Raw genomic sequence first — 15,403 nt, 5'->3', positions numbered from 1 at the left:
ACGGCAGGCCTAGCTGAGAGCGCTCTGCGCGGCGCAGATCCTGTCGACCAGAGCATCGAGTTCACCCTTCGGTGGGCGATTTTTGGCGAGGCGCTGCTTCAGGTGCATGATGGGCTCGGCGAGGATCTCATCCAGGCTTTCAGCACAGGTGAAGTCGCCTGCGACCTGCTTGACCTTCGAATTGTCGAAGATCGCAGTCCAGGCCTTGTCGCCGATCAAGGGACCTTCCCAGGCCGGACTATACTTGATCAGGGTGTCGGTCGGCACGTGAACGATCTTGGCCTCGACGCCGAGCAATCTGCCGATCGCCCTTTGGATATCGTTCCAGATATGCGCGCGGTCGGAGGTGATGTGGAAAACATCGCGAAGCGCCTCCTTCTTGCCGAAAAGCCTGACGAAAGGCACTGCGAAATCGACCGAGCGGGTCAGTGTCCAGGGCGTGTGGCCGTCGCCTGCCACGATGGTGGGCTCGCCGTCCAGCATGCGCCTTGCCATGATGTCGCTATCGCCCAACATCATCGGCACACCGGTGCGTACCGTGTGGCTGGGGCGGACGATCGTCCAGGCCAGGTTCTCGGATTTCTTGAGCAGTTCCTCGCAGGCAATCTTGGCCTGGCTGTAGGGCCAGTACGGATTGATCGCCGGTGTCTTCTCGGTAATCACATAGTGACGTGGCGGCTTCTCATAGACCGAGGCCGAGGAGATGAAAATGTACTGACCGCAATGCCCTCTAAACACCTCGATGTCGCGCCCAATCTGGTCGGGCGTGAAGGCGATGAACTGGCATACGACGTCAAAGTTGGCCCTGGCGAGATCCGCGTAGGCGTCCGATCCAAGTTCACCCACGATCGAGGTCACGCCTGCAGGCAAAGGGTCTTGTCTCAGGCCGCGGTTGAAAACGCTGACATCATGACCCTCGGCAACGGCGCGCTCGACGCATGGGTAAGAGATTTGGCCGGTGCCGCCAATGAAAAGGACTTTCAAAGCCATTTGGAAACCTCGGTATCTGACAGGCGGGATCTAGGGTCCCCTTCATAGCGTGAAAGGACCCGGGCGTCTCGCGTAAATCTGGCTAGGCTATGACGCCCCCAGACGGCAAGCGGGGAGGCCTGCATCTCCCGTCCCACTCTGACAAGCCATCGATAATGTGATGGGGAAAGCGGTATTGAATTTCTTCACGAATGTATGAGACGCATGCTATCTCAGCTGGGCTAGGAGCGATGCTGCATGGTTGTTGTGAGGGCTTTCGGGACGTCGTGCTTGGACGCGAAAAAGCGGGAAATCGAGCGTCTCGCGGCGCTGGAGCAGCTTGACCTCCTCGATACCCCGAAGGACGAAGGTTTCGAGCGCATCGTGCGGCTGATCAAGGAGATCTTCGCGGTCGAGATCGGCCTCGTGTCCCTCATCGACGCGCATCGGCAATGGTACAAGGCATGTTCTGGGCTGGCGGCGGACGAGGTTCCGCTCGAAGATACGTTCTGCCGTTACGTGGTCGACCATGAGGAACCGATTTTCGTACAGGATGCGACCCGCGATCCGCGGTTCGCGCACAACCCGGCCGTAACGGGAGAAAGCCACGTGCGGTTTTACGCCGGGGTGCCTTTGAAAACCAAGAGTGGCCACGTTATCGGAACGGTATGTGCGATCGATCGCCGCCCCAGATCGTTCGGGTCCAGGGATCTTTCTGTTCTCCACGAACTGGCGGGCGTGGCGATGGACCGGATCGAGCTGCTGCAGTCAGCCGCGACCGATAGCCTGACGGGCACGCTTACCCGCCGTGCCTTCCGGCAGGAGGCCGATCAACTTCTGTCGCTTGCCCTGAGACACCAGCATGACCTGTCCTGCATTGTTCTGGACATCGACCGCTTCAAGAGCGTCAACGACACCCATGGCCACGCCGCGGGGGATCAGGTGCTTCATGCGGTCACCGAAACCTGCAAGGCGAACCTGCGGGCGGGAGATCTGTTCGGCCGGCTCGGGGGAGAAGAATTTGCCATTCTCCTTCCGCATATCAATCGCGAAGAGGCGTTCGCTGTCGCCGAAAAGGTAAGGATGGCGATCGCGTCCCGGCCGATCCGAGGAGCTTTCGGCGACTTGAACGTGACAGCAAGTTTCGGCATTTCGGCGCTTTCGATCATCACCAGGGATATCGAGACGCTGTTGGCTCAGGCCGATGCCGCAATGTACCACGCCAAGCACAACGGTCGAAACCGATGCGTGTCGTGGAACTCTATCGGCGCCGATGGTCCGACTGGTTCGCGCCGTCGCGTCCTGAAAGCGGGGTCCATCATGTTCAACGACCGCCGCTCGACGATCGACTGCACCATACGCTCGCTCGGTACCGACAGCGCCGGGCTCTCCGTCTCCAATTCCGCTGGCATACCTGCGGAATTCGTCCTGATCATCAAGGGCGAGGGTTTCGAGACCAAGTGCCGGATCGTGGCGCAGGACCGGCAAACCATAGAAGTCGCCTTCAAGGCCTGATCGGGCTCCACCTGCGATTGGCTGTCGCCACGCCGCAGGCTTGCGAGTCCGCCTAACTCCGGGATACACCAACCATGAGATTGAGATCATTGCTGCCGTGGAACTCCGCGGCGGGTCGCAGGACCGTGCCCGAGAGGAAGGCCGCAGGTGGCTTCATGTCGCTTGCCGCAGGGGGGCGGGCGAGTTGGACGGGGCGCTCCTATGCGGCACTGTCGCGCGAGGGCTTCATGAAGAACCCGGTCGCACACCGCAGTGTCAGGCTAGTGGCGGAAGCCGCAGCCTCGGTGCCGTGGCTGCTCCACGAGGGCGATCATGAGCGGCCGGATCATGCCATCCTCTCGCTGCTCGGCCAGCCAAACGGACGCATGGGTCCCCGATTTCTTCGAGGCGCTCTATGGGCACCTGCTGCTGTCGGGCAATGCCTATGTCGAGCCGCTGATGGTCGGCGGAAATGTGCGTGAGCTGCACCTGCTGCGGCCTGATCGCATCGGTATCGTCGAGGGCGGGGATGTGTGGCCCGTGGCTTACGACTATCGCGCCGGCGGTTCCGTGCGCCGCTTTCCGGCGGAGACGGAGGGGCTGGGGCTGCTGCATTGAAGCTCTTCCATCCACTCGACATAATCTCGGTTTCCCGCCGCTTGCGGCGCCCAGGTTGGCGCTCGATCTCTCCAATGCGGCGGCGATACCTTTAACAAGGCGCTGCTCGACAATTCGGCCCGCCCGTCAGGCGCGCTGGTCTACCAGCCGAAGGAGGGCGGCAATCTCTCGCCCGACCAGTACGAGCGGCTGAAACAGGAACTCGACGAAGGCTATTCCGGCCCGATGCGCGCCGGACGCCCGCTACTCCTCGAAGGCGGGCTCGACTGGAAGTCGATGGGGCTGTCGCCGAAGGACATGGATTTCGTCGAGGCGCGCAACGGTGCTGCCCGCGACATCGCGCTTGCCTTCGGCGTGCCGCCGATGCAGCTCGGCATTCCCGGCGACAACACCTATGCCAATTACCAGGAGGCGAACCACGCCTTCTATCGGCTGACCGTGCTGCCGATGCTGACCCGCACCGCGGCCTCGCTTTCCGCCTGGCTCTCCGGACATTACGAAGACCGCCTGCGGCTTGAGCCCGATCTCTGCAAGGTGGCCGGGCTTGCGGCGGAACGCGATCAACTGTGGACAAGGTTGGGAAGCGCGGCGTTCGTCACGGACGAGGAGAAGCGCTAGGTGGTGGGGTATTGAAAGCCTGCGCCGGCGCATGAATCAAACTCTGAGCGCCTGGACTCAATGTTCGAGCAAACGCACCAAGCGATTCAAAAGATTCGCTGAAGTGCGAGGACGGCACCCCGAATACGGCGGCGCGAAGTCGTGACCGCCGGTCGGCTGTCGTTCTTCGCCAACCAAGGATCCCTGCGATGACAGACCTTTCCAACGATGCCGGGCTCTGGGCGACCAGGGCGCTCGGCGCGTCGGCGGGGCAGCGGTGTCGCTCGTCTATCTCCTGCCGAAAAGCCGACGGGAGGCTGCGAGCCGTTTCTTCACCGGCCTTGCCTGCGGGACGATCTTCGGCGGCCGACGGGTATCTGGATTGTCGAAAGGCTGGCGCTGGCGGATCGCCTCTCGGCCTCTGAGGTCGTGCTGTCCGGGTCGGCGGCGGCAGGCCTCTGTGCCTGGTGGGTCTCGGCATCCTATCGCGCCTCGCCGGACGATACGGCGCGCGCGGGCGCTAGCCGGAATAACAGTTTCCAACGAGGAGAATATCATGACCGCAAGCCGCGCGCTGGCGCGATCACCCATGGGCGCGGATACGCGCAAGTTCGCCAATCTGGAGCTGAGGGGGCTGAAGCGCGACGGCAGATTCTCCGGCTATGCCAGCGTCTTTGGCGAAGTCGATCTCGGCAAGGATGCCATCGAGCGCGGCGCCTTCCGCAAGTCGCTGGCTGAACGCGGGGCGGGCGGCGTGCGCATGCTCTTCCAGCATGACCCGGCAGAGCCGATCGGCCCCTGGAAGACCATCGAGGATAGCCGCGGTCTCTATGTGGAGGGCATGCTTGCCGTGGGTGTGGCCCGGGCGCGCGAGGTGCACTTCGACGAGTTCATGGAGACGTTCGAGGCCTTCAAGGACACCAACGACCGCCGCTTAGGCGAGATCGAGGAGAAGCTGACGGCCGATGTCGTCACCCGCGACAAGATGGACCGCATCAGCTGGGCGATGGACGAGCAGAAGAAGGTGCTCGACCAGCTGGCGCTGAAGAAGGCGCGGCCGCCGCTCGGACGTTTGCGACCTCGGGCATGGCGGCCGGCTGGGTGGCCGAAACGGCGGCCTGCCCGCAGACATCGAGCACCCAGCTTGCCACACTTTCCTTCCCGACGATGGAGCTCTACGCCATGCCGGCGGCGACATAAGCGCTGCTTGACGATGCCGCGGTTGATATCGAGGCTTGGATATCCAGCGAGGTCGATACCGTCTTTGCTGAGCAGGAGGGTACCGCCTCCGTCAACGGCGACGGCACCAACAAGCCGAAGGGCTTCCTTGCCTACACTACAGTCGCCGACAGCGCCTGGAGCTGCAGCAATCTCGGCTATATCGCGATGGATGCGGCCGGCGCCGGTGCTTCCGACACGCTGATCGATACGATCTATTCGCTGAAGGCGGGGCATCGGCCGAACGCCAACTTCGTCATGAACCGCAAGACGCAGGCCGAGGTCCGCAAGTTGAAGGATGGTGACGGCCGCTATCTCTGGCAGCCGCCGGCAACGGCAGGCGAGGCGGCTTCGCTCGTCGGCTTCCCTGTTGTCGAGGCCGAGGACATGCCCGATATCGCGGCCAACGCGCTGTCGATCGCCTTCGGGGACTTCCGCGCCGGCTATCTCGTCGTCGACCGCACCGGCGTGCGTGCTGCGCGATCCCTATTCCGCCAGGCCTTACGTGCTCTTCTACACAACCAAGCGAGTCGGCGGCGGAGTGCAGAATTTCGAGGCGATCAAGCTCATCAAGTTCGCCGTGAGTTGCTCGGGGCAAGGCGGGTGCGGCCACTATCCGTATCCGCCTGCCGAATATGCCTGCATCAAACCAATCCAGGATCGTCCATGACTTTTGCACTGATTACCCCACCTTCGGCGGAAGCGCTGACGCTTGCGGAAGTGAAGGCCCATCTGCGGCTTGATGACGGCAGCGAAGATGCGCTGCTGGCCTCGCTGATCAGCGTCGCCCGCGAACATCCGGAGCGCACGACGGGCCTCTGCCTGATCACCCAGGTCTGGCGCCTCCATCTTGGATCGTTACCTGAAGATCGCGTGATTCAGATTGCCAAGGGACCGGTGCAAGCGGTTGAAAGCCTGAGCATTTACGATGAGGTGGGCGAGGAAGTGGTCTTGCCCGCGGCCGGCCATGTGCTTGACGGTACTGCCCGGCCGGCGCGTCTGTGCTGGCTCGAAATTTGAACCCTGCCATTGCCGCAAGCGGCATCGAGATCGATTTTTCCGCCGGCTTCGGCGAGAGCCGTGCCGAGGTGCCCGACACACTGAAGCGGGCGATGCTGATGCATGTCGCCCAGATGTTCGCCTTCAGGGGCGCCGTCGCCGTCGAGGACCAGCCAGCAGACGTACCCGCTGGTTACGACCGATTGGTGGCGCCGTTCCTGATGCGGAGGCTCTGATGCGATCCGTCTTCTTCGATCCCGGCCAGATGACCGCGCGCTCGACCTGGAGGCGCCGGAAGAAGCGCCGGACGGGCAGGGTGGCGCGACCGTCACCTTTGCCGCAATTGCTTCCATGTGGGCGCGGATCGAGCCGGTGAGCGAAGTGCGCGAGGAGCGGGCGGGCGCGGATGTTTTCACGCTGACCCACCGTATCTGGCTGCGGTTCCGCAGCGACATCAGGGCCGGGATGCGGCTGCGCAAGGGCGATCGGCTGTTTGCCATCGGCACCTGGCGCGATCCGGATGAGACCGGCCGCTACCTCTGCTGCCCCTGCGAGGAAGAGGTACGATGAGCAATGCTCTTTCGATCACGCTCCGCGATCTGGCGGCGATCCTGGCGCGGCTAGCTAAAACTAACTAGAGATACCGCAGGTAATTTGCCGGCAAACGGAGGCGAGAGCCATGAGCGCAGCCAATGAACTGCTGACGGCTATCCATGCACGCCTGACCGGCGACGCAGAGCTTCTCGTCATGATCGGCGACGACGGTATCCGCGATCGGCTGGTGACCGGGCGAAAGCTTCCTTGCGTGCTGATCGGCGAACTCGTCAGCAACGACTATTCGACTTCGACCGAGAGAGGCGAGGAGCATCTCGTGTCGCTCGAAATCTGCTTCGACGTGGGTGGGCGAAGGCAGGCGCAGCTGGTGGCCTCGCGTCTCCACGCCCGGCTGCAGGACCTCGTCAGCCTGCTGCATCTCAGGACGCAGAGCCGCCGCGAACCGAAGACGAAGCTCTATATCGCCGAGTCGCGCGTTCGGGCTGTGACGGAGCCGCCGCTGCATAGCGGCGCAACCTAGGCCTCGAAGCGGCTCGTGGCGTCGCGGTCGCCTTCGTATCGTCTCGCCAGCGGAAACGACGGCAGCCACGACTCGCGGCGGATGGTCCAGAGTTCGTAAGTTGGCTGTAACTGGTTGGGAGCATCGAGCGATCCGAGGTTCACTTCGACCTCATCCCCGGAGCGCCCGAAAACCGGGGAGCCGCAGCGGGGGCAGAAGAACCGCCCGTCGTACTCACCTGTCTCGCCTTCGACCGTCACCGCATCCTGAGGAAAGATCGCGGATGCGTGAAAGAGTGCGCCATGATGCTTGCGGCAGTCGAGACAATGACAAATGCCGACCCGATAGGGGCGTCCAATAGCCACGAGGCGGACATTGCCGCAGCGGCAACCGCCAGTGAACCGGTCCATGTTGTTTCTCCTCCAAGATCAAGCGGTGGGCTGCTTATGAAGAAGATGGGACGGTGACCTGAAATGTCCCGCCCATCGCAGCAACTGCCTGCATCTCTCAGGCCGGTTCGTATACCCTGGTCGCTGCCTTGACCTGCGCAGCCAGCGTCAGCACGAAGCCGAGCGAGATGACGGCGAGCGCGGCGCATGTCGCGATTGCGGTTCCGGCACCGGCGCGATCGAGGATCGCCGTGAAGACGACGGGTGCGATGGCATTGGCGAGGTTCTGCGGCAGCGACAGGCGGGCTGATTGCAGCCCGAATTCGCGCGGCGAGAACAGGGCGAGCGGCAGCAGGGTGCGGGCAACGGTCATGACACCGGAGCCGAAGCCATAGAGCAGGATGAAGGTGACGAGCAGTGGCGTCGAGGGCGGGATCAGCAGCATCATCACGAAGCTTGAGACCATCAGGCTCACGCCCATTGCGGCGCTGAGGATCGGATTGCCGCGACGCCCGAGGAGCATATCCAGGATGCGGGCGGAAATGCCGATCACGCCGCGTGCCGAACCGAGCTGCAGCGCCAGCGCAGGCGAGGCGCCTGACTGACGCAGTATTTCGAGCAGCGATGGCGACACCCCGAAAGTCACGAAAGTCGATATCGTTGTTGCGGCGGCAATCAGCAGGAAGGCCTTGCGCTGTCCCGCAGGCGAAAGCGGCACCGGCGTTTCCTGTGCGGCGCTGCTGTCCGCAGTAAAGGCGATCGGCTTCGGCAGGGCGAAAATATGCAGCGGCAGGCAGACGAAAAACTGCAGCGCCGCGCAGATGAGAAACGTCATGCGCCAGCCGACGCTCGCGTTCAGCTGACTGAGGATCGGCCAGAAGATCGCGCTCGAAAGGCCGGTGAACAGCATGAGGATGGCAATCACCCGTTTGCTGTCAGGTCCGGCTCGCTCGACGACGGCGGTATAGGCCGGAGCGGAAAGACCGAAGGCGCCGCCGGCGCCGATCGCAATCCAGGCAAGTCCATAGAGGACGAGGCCGTGCGCGGCTGACAACAGCAGCAGGCCGATCGTGAAGGTAATCGACGCGGCGGCGAGCACGCGGGCGGCTCCATGCCGGGCGAGCAGGCGGCCCGTCGCAGGGCCGACAAGGGCGCTGACGACCATCATGATGCTCAACCCGCCGAAAACCACCTCGTTCGGCAAGCCGAGATCCGGCGCGATGACGCGCCCCATGACACCGAGCATGTCGAAGGTACTGCCCCAGCCAATCAGCTGGGTGACGGCAAGCACGGCAATCGTCTGCACCGAGCGCAGGGGGATGGATCGAGACATGGAGGGCTTTGACGCGAACGGGGTAGGGGCGGGCAAGGTCGTAGCAGCTTCGCCGGCTGGTTGAAAGTGACAAGTGGATGACACCAAGGGCGCTGGCTGCGCCTGTTTCCTCGAAGGGATCGGACAATGGTGGCGCAGAAGGGCAAGGACCTGCTCCTGAAGATATTCAACGGTACGGCTTACGAAACGGTGGCGGGGCCGTTCCAGGCGAGCGCGCTCGAATATTCCGGCCAGTATAATGGCAAGGTGATGTTCGAGCTGGCGCTGGAATCGGCCGGCGTCATCAGCTTCGAGGCGCTCTGATGCGGGCGGCGGGGGCAAGGGCGAACCGGCGCCGCGGCGAGATCGAGGCTGTCATCGATGGTGGACAGCGGATCCTCTGCCTCATGCTTGACGCGTTGGCGGAACTGGAGACAGCGTTCTCCGCGGAACAATCTCGTCGGTCTGGCCGAGCGCTTCTCGCGCGGACAGCTGAAGGCAGCCGACATGATCCGTATCATCGGCGCCGGTCGTCGCGGCGGCGTCGGAAAGTGCAGCTCCCTATTTTTCCAACCGAAGCTGAGCCGACACCATGCAGCGGCGTTTCCTGGAGGCGCATCACGCGTCGTGGAGGCCTGCGGGCACTGACGCCGCTTGCCCCCGTCCACATCAGATGCGCGCGCAACGACGATGGCGTGAAGGTCCCTGGATCCGGCGCGGGCGCGACAGCGCCTACAACTGGCTCGCCGCCGAAATTCCGCTGGATGAGCCGTTTGAACGCTACCGCGTCGAGATTATGGACGGTGACGCGGTTCTGAGAGTAAGCGAATCCGACAGGGCGGAGTGGGTTTATCCCACCGCTGACGAACTCGCCGATTTCGACCATCCGCAAAACAGCCTCAGCTTGCATGTTTGGCAACTTGGGGAACGTGTGTCGCTCGGCATTCCGGCGCACGCGACATGTGTTGTGTGAATTTCATCTTGAAGGAGAGAAAATGATAGATCTGAAGAATTGGTACAGTTCGAAGACCATTTGGGGCGCGCTGATTTCAATCGTCGCATCTGTGTTGCATTTTGCCAGTATCGACCTTGGTGCGACGGACAAGAGCCAGTTGGTCGACGCAGTCGTCAACATAGCTGGCGCACTCGGCGGCCTGCTCGCTGTTTTCGGGCGTGTCACCGCCAAGGCGACCATCAAGTCCGTTTCTTGAATCCGGCGCGGCGAGCGGAAAGCTTCGTTCGCCGACCGGACTTTCGAACACGCCTGGCGTGAATTCGGAATTGTTCTAAATATCAAGGATTACAAGGCATTCATTTGCCATTCAGGTCTCTTGAGTACATAGTCTGGGCCAAGTTAGTATCCATTGAAAGCATTGCACATGGCCTCTCCCTTGAGCGTCGCAGCGCTAGCCGCCGGGCTGGCGATAACGTCGCCCTCACCGGATAATCCGCGTACCCTGACGGTGCGTGTTGCAGGCGATTGCAGCGAGGCCGCGCGTGAGGTTGTGGAAAAAACGGGAGGTCAGCTCCTTTCCGTTCAGCCTGCTGGCGACAGCTGCATCATCACCGTCCTCGTCCAAGGCAACGGACAGCGCCCGCGTAAAGTGACCGTCAAGGTTCCGATGTAGGCAGAATCGCCCTATCTAGACGCCAAGAGATCAAGCGGAGCAAAGCGGACCGATGCGCATTCTGGTAGTCGAAGACGATGTCAACCTGAACCGGCAGCTCAGCGACACGTTGAAGGAAGCCGGTTACGTCGTCGATCAGGCCTTTGACGGCGAGGAGGGCCACTTCCTCGGCGATACCGAGCCTTATGACGCGATCATTCTCGATATCGGACTGCCTGAACTGGATGGCGTCACGGTGCTCGAAAAGTGGCGTGGCGCAGGTCGCGGCATGCCCGTGCTGATCCTGACGGCGCGCGACCGCTGGAGCGACAAGGTCGCGGGCATCGACGCCGGCGCGGATGACTACGTCACCAAGCCGTTCCATGTCGAGGAAGTGCTGGCACGCATCCGCGCCCTGATCCGCCGCGCGGCGGGGCATTCCTCGTCCGAGATCATCTGCGGCCCCGTGCGGCTCGATACCAAGAGCTCAAAGGCGACAGTCAATGGTGTGGCGCTGAAGCTGACCTCGCATGAGTACCGGCTGCTGTCCTATCTCATGCATCACATGGGGGAAGTGGTTTCGCGTACCGAGCTGGTCGAACATATGTACGATCAGGATTTCGACCGCGATTCCAATACGATCGAGGTTTTCGTCGGGCGCCTTCGCAAGAAGATGGGCGTCGATCTGATCGAAACGGTGCGCGGGCTCGGCTACCGCATCCAAGCGCCGAACAATGCGAATTAAATCGCTTACTGCACGCGTCCTGCTGCTGACCACGATCTGGTCGACTGTCGCGCTTGTCGTCATCGGGTTGCTGATCTCGACGCTCTACCGAAAGAGCGCGGAACGCGGCTTCCAGGACCTTTTGCGCGCCCAGCTCTATAACGTCGTCAATTCCGTTACGATCGGCGACCAAGGGGCGCTCAGCGGCAGCCCGCAACTTGGCGACCTGCGTTTTGCGCAGCCGAAGACGGGCTGGTATTGGGTCGTCGAACCACTCGGCACCTACACGGCGCCGCCGCTCGTGTCGCCCTCGCTGGGTTCCGCGTCGATCCCTGTACCCTCTGTTCTCGAAGCGCCCTTCGACAAGAATTATGAGCGCTACTATCAGGTGACGGATGCTGCGGGGAATCGGATCCAGGTTGCCGAGACCGAGGTCGTGCTGGATACTGACGGTCGCGCCGCCCGCTTCCGCGTGACCGGCAACGTCGATGTTGTCGAGAACGACGTTCGCAATTTCTCCCATAGCCTTTACCTGGCGCTCGCCGGCTTCGGTGTCGGCAGCCTGATCGTCAACGCACTGGCGATTCTCTACGGCCTCAAGCCGCTCGACAAGGCGCGCGCCGCGCTCGAGCGCATTCGCGCCGGCGAGAGCGAGCAGTTGAAGGGCGATTTTCCGCGCGAAATCCTGCCGCTCGCCAACGAGGTCAACGCGCTGATCGACAGCAATCGCCGCATTGTCGAGAGGGCGCGCATGCAGGTCGGCAACCTTGCCCACTCCCTGAAAACGCCGATTGCCGTGCTGCTCAACGAGGCGCGCGTGCTGGAACGCACGCACGGCGATCTCGTGCGCGGCCAGGCGGAGGCGATGCAAGGCCAGGTGCAGTCGTATCTGAACCGTGCCCGCATTGCGGCGCAACGCGAATCCGTGCTTGCCCGCACCGACGCCGAACCCGCTCTTGAGCGCCTGGTGCGCGTGATGCGGCGCTTGAACCCCGACAAGCAGTTTGAACTCACGGCGGCGCAGCCACATGTTGCGGTCGCCATGGAACAGCAGGACCTAGAAGAGATCGTCGGTAACCTTTTGGAGAACGCCGCCCGTTTCGCGGCGACCAAGGTTCGCGTTTCCGTCGCGGAAGCACCGGAGGAGGTCAAGGGCACGGAAGGCAGCGGGCGTCGCCACTGGGTCGAGCTCGTTGTCGAGGACGATGGGCCAGGGCTTGAGCAGGATCAGGTTCGCGAGGCGCTGAAGCGCGGCAAGCGGCTGGACGAAAGCAAACCGGGCACCGGCCTTGGACTTTCGATCGTGACGGAGATTTCCAACGAGTATCAGGGGCGGCTCGAATTGTCCCGCGGCGAATGGCAGGGATTGAAGGCCCGGCTTATTTTGCCTGGCATCACAAAGGATGTTGCGTGAGCATTTGCTTGATGTCACATAGACATAGGCGATTGCATAGCATGCTTTGCCTTATTGCCGACACGGCTTGGTGCGCGTGTGGCTGCGTAATTGACACCTAATTCTGGTTCGGCTGAATGATGCTACGTTCGCAAGGCATGATCGTTTCCTCGCTTCTTGTCGCCATCACGCTGTCAGCGTGCCAATCGACAAAAAGCGGTGGCTCCGGCGGTCTTTTCTCGAGGAAACCTCCTGCTTCGGCTACCTATATCGCGGCGTTGCAGGGCGGCATCATCGGTCGCAGCGGCGTGGATATCAGCGACAGCGACCTCCAGCGCGCCCTGGAAGCCGAGTATCGCGCGCTGGAAAGTGCTGCAGTCGGACAGCCTGTTGTCTGGAGCGGGCGCAATGTCAGCGGCAGGGTCGTCGCGTCTGCACCCTACCAGGTCGGCTCGCAGAACTGCCGTCAGTATACCCATAGCGTGACGATCGGCGGCAAGGAAACGGTGGCGCGCGGTTCCGCCTGCCGAAACGATAATGGCAGTTGGTCGCCCCTCGGCTGAGCGACGGCAGAATTAACTGCTCGGGCCATGTTGCGGCCAAACGCCTCAAATAATCGTCATTGCGGCTTTGCTTGTTGGAATAGATGTTCGCTTCGAGTATTTGGCATCTATGCTTTTCTGGATTCTTGTGGCCGCTCTGACGGCCGCCGTCGCTGCCGTTCTGCTTTACCCGCTTCTGCGTGACACGAGAGCGATCGATGACGCGCATGCCGGGGAGGCTGCCGTCTATCGCGATCAGTTGCGGGAACTCGATCGCGATCTCTCTGGTGGGCTGATTTCAGAGGATGAGGCCGATTACGCGCGAGCCGAAATTGGCCGGCGCCTGATCACTGTCTCGGCCGCGCCGGTCACCGATCGCAAGGCCTCGAAACATCACCGTCTTTCCGAGGCGTTCGTACTGCTGCTCCTGCCGATGGTGGGGCTCTGTCTTTACATTTTTGTTGGGCGACCCGATTTGCCGTCGCAGCCGCTGCAAGCCAGACTTGAGAATCCCGGCAACGATATGGCGATCCTGGTCGCCAAGGCCGAGCGGCACCTGGCGCAAAATCCCGATGACGGCAAGGGCTGGGACGTCCTGGCACCGATATACTTCAACACTATGCGTGTCGCCGATGCCGAGAATGCTTATCGCCGCGCGATCCGTCTGCTCGGGCCGAGCCCGGTGCGGCTGGACGGCCTTGCCGAGACGCTGATGGCGATCTCGGACGGTGTGGTCACCGAAGATGCGCGCAAGGTGTTGGAGCAGTCGCTTCAGCTAGATCCCGACAATCCGAAGGCCCGGTTCTACATTGCGCTTAGCATGGAGCAGGCTGGTCAGGCAGCAGAGGCCAAGGTCGCCTTCGAGGCGCTCGCGAAGCAATCGCCGGCCGACGCGCCCTGGTTGCCGCTGGTCGCCGAACACATTGCGAAGAATGGCGGCGCGCCGCCGAGCGGTGCCGCGCGCGTGCCAGGCAATCCGACGCAGGCTGAGGTTGCCGCTGCGGAGAGCATGAGTCCGGGCGACCGGCAACAGATGATCCGCGGCATGGTGGAGAGCCTTGATGCCAAGCTGACCCAGGACCCGAACAATCTGGAAGGCTGGCTACGGCTTGTCCGCTCTTATGTCGTATTGAAAGACACGGATCGCGCAGTTGCGGCTCTGAAGCGCGGACTGGCAACGTTTCCGGCCAGCAGCGGACAAGGCAAGCAACTCCTTGCGCTGGCGCAAGAACTTGGCATTGCGATGGATGGCGGCGTGTCGCCGAGCGGCGCCGCGAGCGCGCCCGGTAATCCCACCCAGGCTGAGGTTGCCGCAGGCGAGAGCATGAGTGCCGGTGACCAGCAACAGATGATCCGCGGCATGGTGGAAAGCCTTGATGCCAAGCTTACCCAGGACCCGAACAATCTGGAAGGCTGGCTGCGGCTTGTGCGTTCTTATGCCGTATTGAACGAAAAGGCGCACGCGGTCGACGCGTTGCGGCGCGGGCTAGCGGTCTTCCCTGCGACGGGCGAGCAAGGCAAGCAACTGCTGGCGCTGGCGCGAGAGCTCGACATTGCGACAGAAGGAATGACGGAATGACGCGCAAGCAAAAGCGCCTGGCGGTGATCGGTGGCGGCATGAGCTTCATCATTGCCGCGGTGCTGCTCGTCATGTTCGCCTTCAGCCAGTCGGTGGCCTATTTCTATATGCCTGCGGATATCGCCAAGAACCCAGTGCCGCCTGGAACGCGCATACGTCTCGGTGGCCTGGTGGGCGAGGGCAGCATTGTGCGCGGGGGGGGATCGACGGTGCAGTTTGCGGTGACCGATGCGACCGGCGATCTGGTCAGGGTACGATATACCGGCATTCTTCCCGATCTCTTTCGCGAGGGCCAGGGCGTGGTGACCGAGGGGCGTTTCGAAACGGGCAGCGACGTCTTTACCGCCGATACGGTGTTGGCCAAGCACGACGAGAAATACATGCCGAAGGAAGTCGCCGACAAGCTGAAGGCCCAAGGGCTTTGGAAGGAAGGAGAGGCGGTGCAATGATCATCGAGATCGGCCACTATGCCCTGATCCTGGCGCTGGCGACGGCGCTCGTGGTCTCCGTCGTGCCGGTGATCGGTGCAAGGCGCCTCGACCGTGCGATGATGGATCTGGCTTCGGTCGGGTCCCTGGCGATGTTCGCGCTGGTGGCGTTCTCCTTCGGAGTTCTGACCTACGCCCACGTCGTCTCCGACTTCTCTGTCGCCAACGTCTGGGAGAACTCCCATTCGCTTGTGCCGCTGCTGTTCAAGTTGTCAGGCGTCTGGGGCAATCACGAGGGCTCGATGATGCTCTGGCTGCTGATCCTGGTGCTGTTCAGCGCCCTGGTCGCGCTCTTCGGACGGAATTTGCCCGATACGCTGCGGGCAAACGTGCTCGCCGTGCAGGCCTGGATATCGGTCGCCTTCATCCTGTTCATCCTGCTGACCTCCAATCCCTTCATGCGGCTGGATCCGGCCCCGG

14 protein-coding genes and 8 pseudogenes are annotated in these 15,403 nt (G+C 62.4%); 19 read left to right on the top strand and 3 right to left on the bottom strand.

The features are described from left to right. Positions 1-9 precede the first annotated feature (9 nt). Positions 10-990 (bottom strand): SDR family oxidoreductase, encoded by a 981-nt coding sequence (locus RHIBUN_RS0120700; protein WP_025661014.1) that lies wholly within the window; start codon positions 988-990, stop codon positions 10-12. Between the two features lie 237 nt (positions 991-1,227). Here RHIBUN_RS0120700 and RHIBUN_RS0120695 point away from each other — a divergent pair, with 237 nt between their 5' ends. The 8 genes and pseudogenes from RHIBUN_RS0120695 to RHIBUN_RS0120665 all read left to right on the top strand — a co-directional run bounded on the left by RHIBUN_RS0120695 (position 1,228) and on the right by RHIBUN_RS0120665 (position 6,970). Next, positions 1,228-2,484 carry a sensor domain-containing diguanylate cyclase gene (locus tag RHIBUN_RS0120695; RefSeq protein WP_025661013.1) on the top strand — a complete coding sequence of 419 codons (1,257 nt, stop codon included), beginning with the start codon at positions 1,228-1,230 and terminating at the stop codon, positions 2,482-2,484. Positions 2,485-2,558: 74 nt separating this feature from the next. Further along, positions 2,559-3,699: pseudogene (locus RHIBUN_RS33685) on the top strand (phage portal protein). A 324-nt stretch (positions 3,700-4,023) separates the two neighbouring features. Next, positions 4,024-4,416 (top strand): DUF6107 family protein, encoded by a 393-nt coding sequence (locus tag RHIBUN_RS37405; protein ID WP_245271698.1) that lies wholly within the window; start codon positions 4,024-4,026, stop codon positions 4,414-4,416. Further along, positions 4,298-4,558, top strand: a pseudogene (locus RHIBUN_RS36910) (HK97 family phage prohead protease); the annotation flags it as partial. The gene RHIBUN_RS37405 and the pseudogene RHIBUN_RS36910, both read left to right, overlap by 119 nt. 12 nt (positions 4,559-4,570) lie before the next feature. Next, a pseudogene (locus RHIBUN_RS33675) lies at positions 4,571-5,482 on the top strand (phage major capsid protein); the annotation flags it as partial. A gap of 80 nt (positions 5,483-5,562) precedes the next feature. Then, positions 5,563-6,131 (top strand): annotated as a pseudogene (locus RHIBUN_RS38030) (phage head-tail connector protein). Then, positions 6,131-6,465: pseudogene (locus tag RHIBUN_RS33665) on the top strand (phage head closure protein). Before RHIBUN_RS38030 ends, RHIBUN_RS33665 begins: the two co-directional pseudogenes overlap by 1 nt. A 109-nt stretch (positions 6,466-6,574) precedes the next feature. Next, on the top strand, positions 6,575-6,970 hold the full coding sequence (locus RHIBUN_RS0120665) for a DUF3168 domain-containing protein (protein ID WP_025661009.1): 396 nt from the start codon (positions 6,575-6,577) through the stop codon (positions 6,968-6,970). On the opposite strand, the gene RHIBUN_RS0120660 is transcribed toward RHIBUN_RS0120665, so the two are convergent. Both RHIBUN_RS0120660 and RHIBUN_RS0120655 read right to left on the bottom strand, forming a co-directional pair. Next, positions 6,967-7,359, bottom strand: a complete 393-nt coding sequence (locus RHIBUN_RS0120660) for a GFA family protein (protein ID WP_025661008.1) — start codon at positions 7,357-7,359, stop codon at positions 6,967-6,969. The genes RHIBUN_RS0120665 and RHIBUN_RS0120660 overlap by 4 nt on opposite strands. 97 nt (positions 7,360-7,456) lie before the next feature. Continuing rightward, positions 7,457-8,671 carry an MFS transporter gene (locus RHIBUN_RS0120655; RefSeq protein ID WP_025661007.1) on the bottom strand — a complete coding sequence of 405 codons (1,215 nt, stop codon included), beginning with the start codon at positions 8,669-8,671 and terminating at the stop codon, positions 7,457-7,459. 126 nt (positions 8,672-8,797) lie between these two features. Here RHIBUN_RS0120655 and RHIBUN_RS36905 point away from each other — a divergent pair, with 126 nt between their 5' ends. The 11 genes and pseudogenes from RHIBUN_RS36905 to RHIBUN_RS33650 form a co-directional block, all read left to right on the top strand. Beyond that, entirely contained in the window at positions 8,798-8,974 is a 177-nt protein-coding gene (locus RHIBUN_RS36905; protein ID WP_167354913.1) for a phage tail tube protein, read from the top strand. After that, positions 8,974-9,190: pseudogene (locus tag RHIBUN_RS37390) on the top strand (gene transfer agent family protein); the annotation flags it as partial. The gene RHIBUN_RS36905 and the pseudogene RHIBUN_RS37390, both read left to right, overlap by 1 nt. Before the next feature lie 52 nt (positions 9,191-9,242). After that, positions 9,243-9,623 (top strand): hypothetical protein, encoded by a 381-nt coding sequence (locus RHIBUN_RS0120640; RefSeq protein ID WP_156932732.1) that lies wholly within the window; start codon positions 9,243-9,245, stop codon positions 9,621-9,623. 22 nt (positions 9,624-9,645) lie between these two features. After that, entirely contained in the window at positions 9,646-9,861 is a 216-nt protein-coding gene (locus tag RHIBUN_RS0120635) for a hypothetical protein (RefSeq protein ID WP_025661004.1), read from the top strand. 168 nt (positions 9,862-10,029) lie between these two features. Then, the gene (locus RHIBUN_RS0120630) at positions 10,030-10,278 is read left to right on the top strand and encodes a hypothetical protein (RefSeq protein ID WP_018860059.1); all 249 of its coding nucleotides are present in this window, start codon (positions 10,030-10,032) and stop codon (positions 10,276-10,278) included. A gap of 52 nt (positions 10,279-10,330) precedes the next feature. Then, on the top strand, positions 10,331-11,002 hold the full coding sequence (locus tag RHIBUN_RS0120625) for a response regulator transcription factor (protein ID WP_018860060.1): 672 nt from the start codon (positions 10,331-10,333) through the stop codon (positions 11,000-11,002). Next, complete coding sequence (locus tag RHIBUN_RS0120620; RefSeq protein ID WP_018860061.1) at positions 10,992-12,395, top strand: HAMP domain-containing sensor histidine kinase; 1,404 nt, start codon at positions 10,992-10,994, stop codon at positions 12,393-12,395. The genes RHIBUN_RS0120625 and RHIBUN_RS0120620 overlap by 11 nt, the downstream gene beginning before the upstream one ends. Positions 12,396-12,511: 116 nt before the next feature. Next, a complete protein-coding gene (locus RHIBUN_RS0120615) occupies positions 12,512-12,937 on the top strand; it encodes a membrane protein (protein ID WP_025661003.1) in 426 nt (141 codons plus the stop codon). 109 nt (positions 12,938-13,046) lie between these two features. Further along, positions 13,047-14,168: pseudogene (gene ccmI, locus RHIBUN_RS33655) on the top strand (c-type cytochrome biogenesis protein CcmI); the annotation flags it as partial. A 323-nt stretch (positions 14,169-14,491) separates the two neighbouring features. Continuing rightward, entirely contained in the window at positions 14,492-14,944 is a 453-nt protein-coding gene (ccmE, locus tag RHIBUN_RS0120605) for a cytochrome c maturation protein CcmE (protein WP_025661001.1), read from the top strand. After that, positions 14,941-15,403, top strand: a pseudogene (locus RHIBUN_RS33650) (heme lyase NrfEFG subunit NrfE); the annotation flags it as partial. The gene ccmE and the pseudogene RHIBUN_RS33650, both read left to right, overlap by 4 nt.

It is taken from the genome of Rhizobium sp. IBUN, assembly GCF_000510625.1.
In the GTDB taxonomy this organism is placed as follows: Bacteria; Pseudomonadota; Alphaproteobacteria; order Rhizobiales; family Rhizobiaceae; genus Rhizobium; species Rhizobium altiplani.
This window is presented reverse-complemented; position numbering and strand designations above follow the sequence as displayed.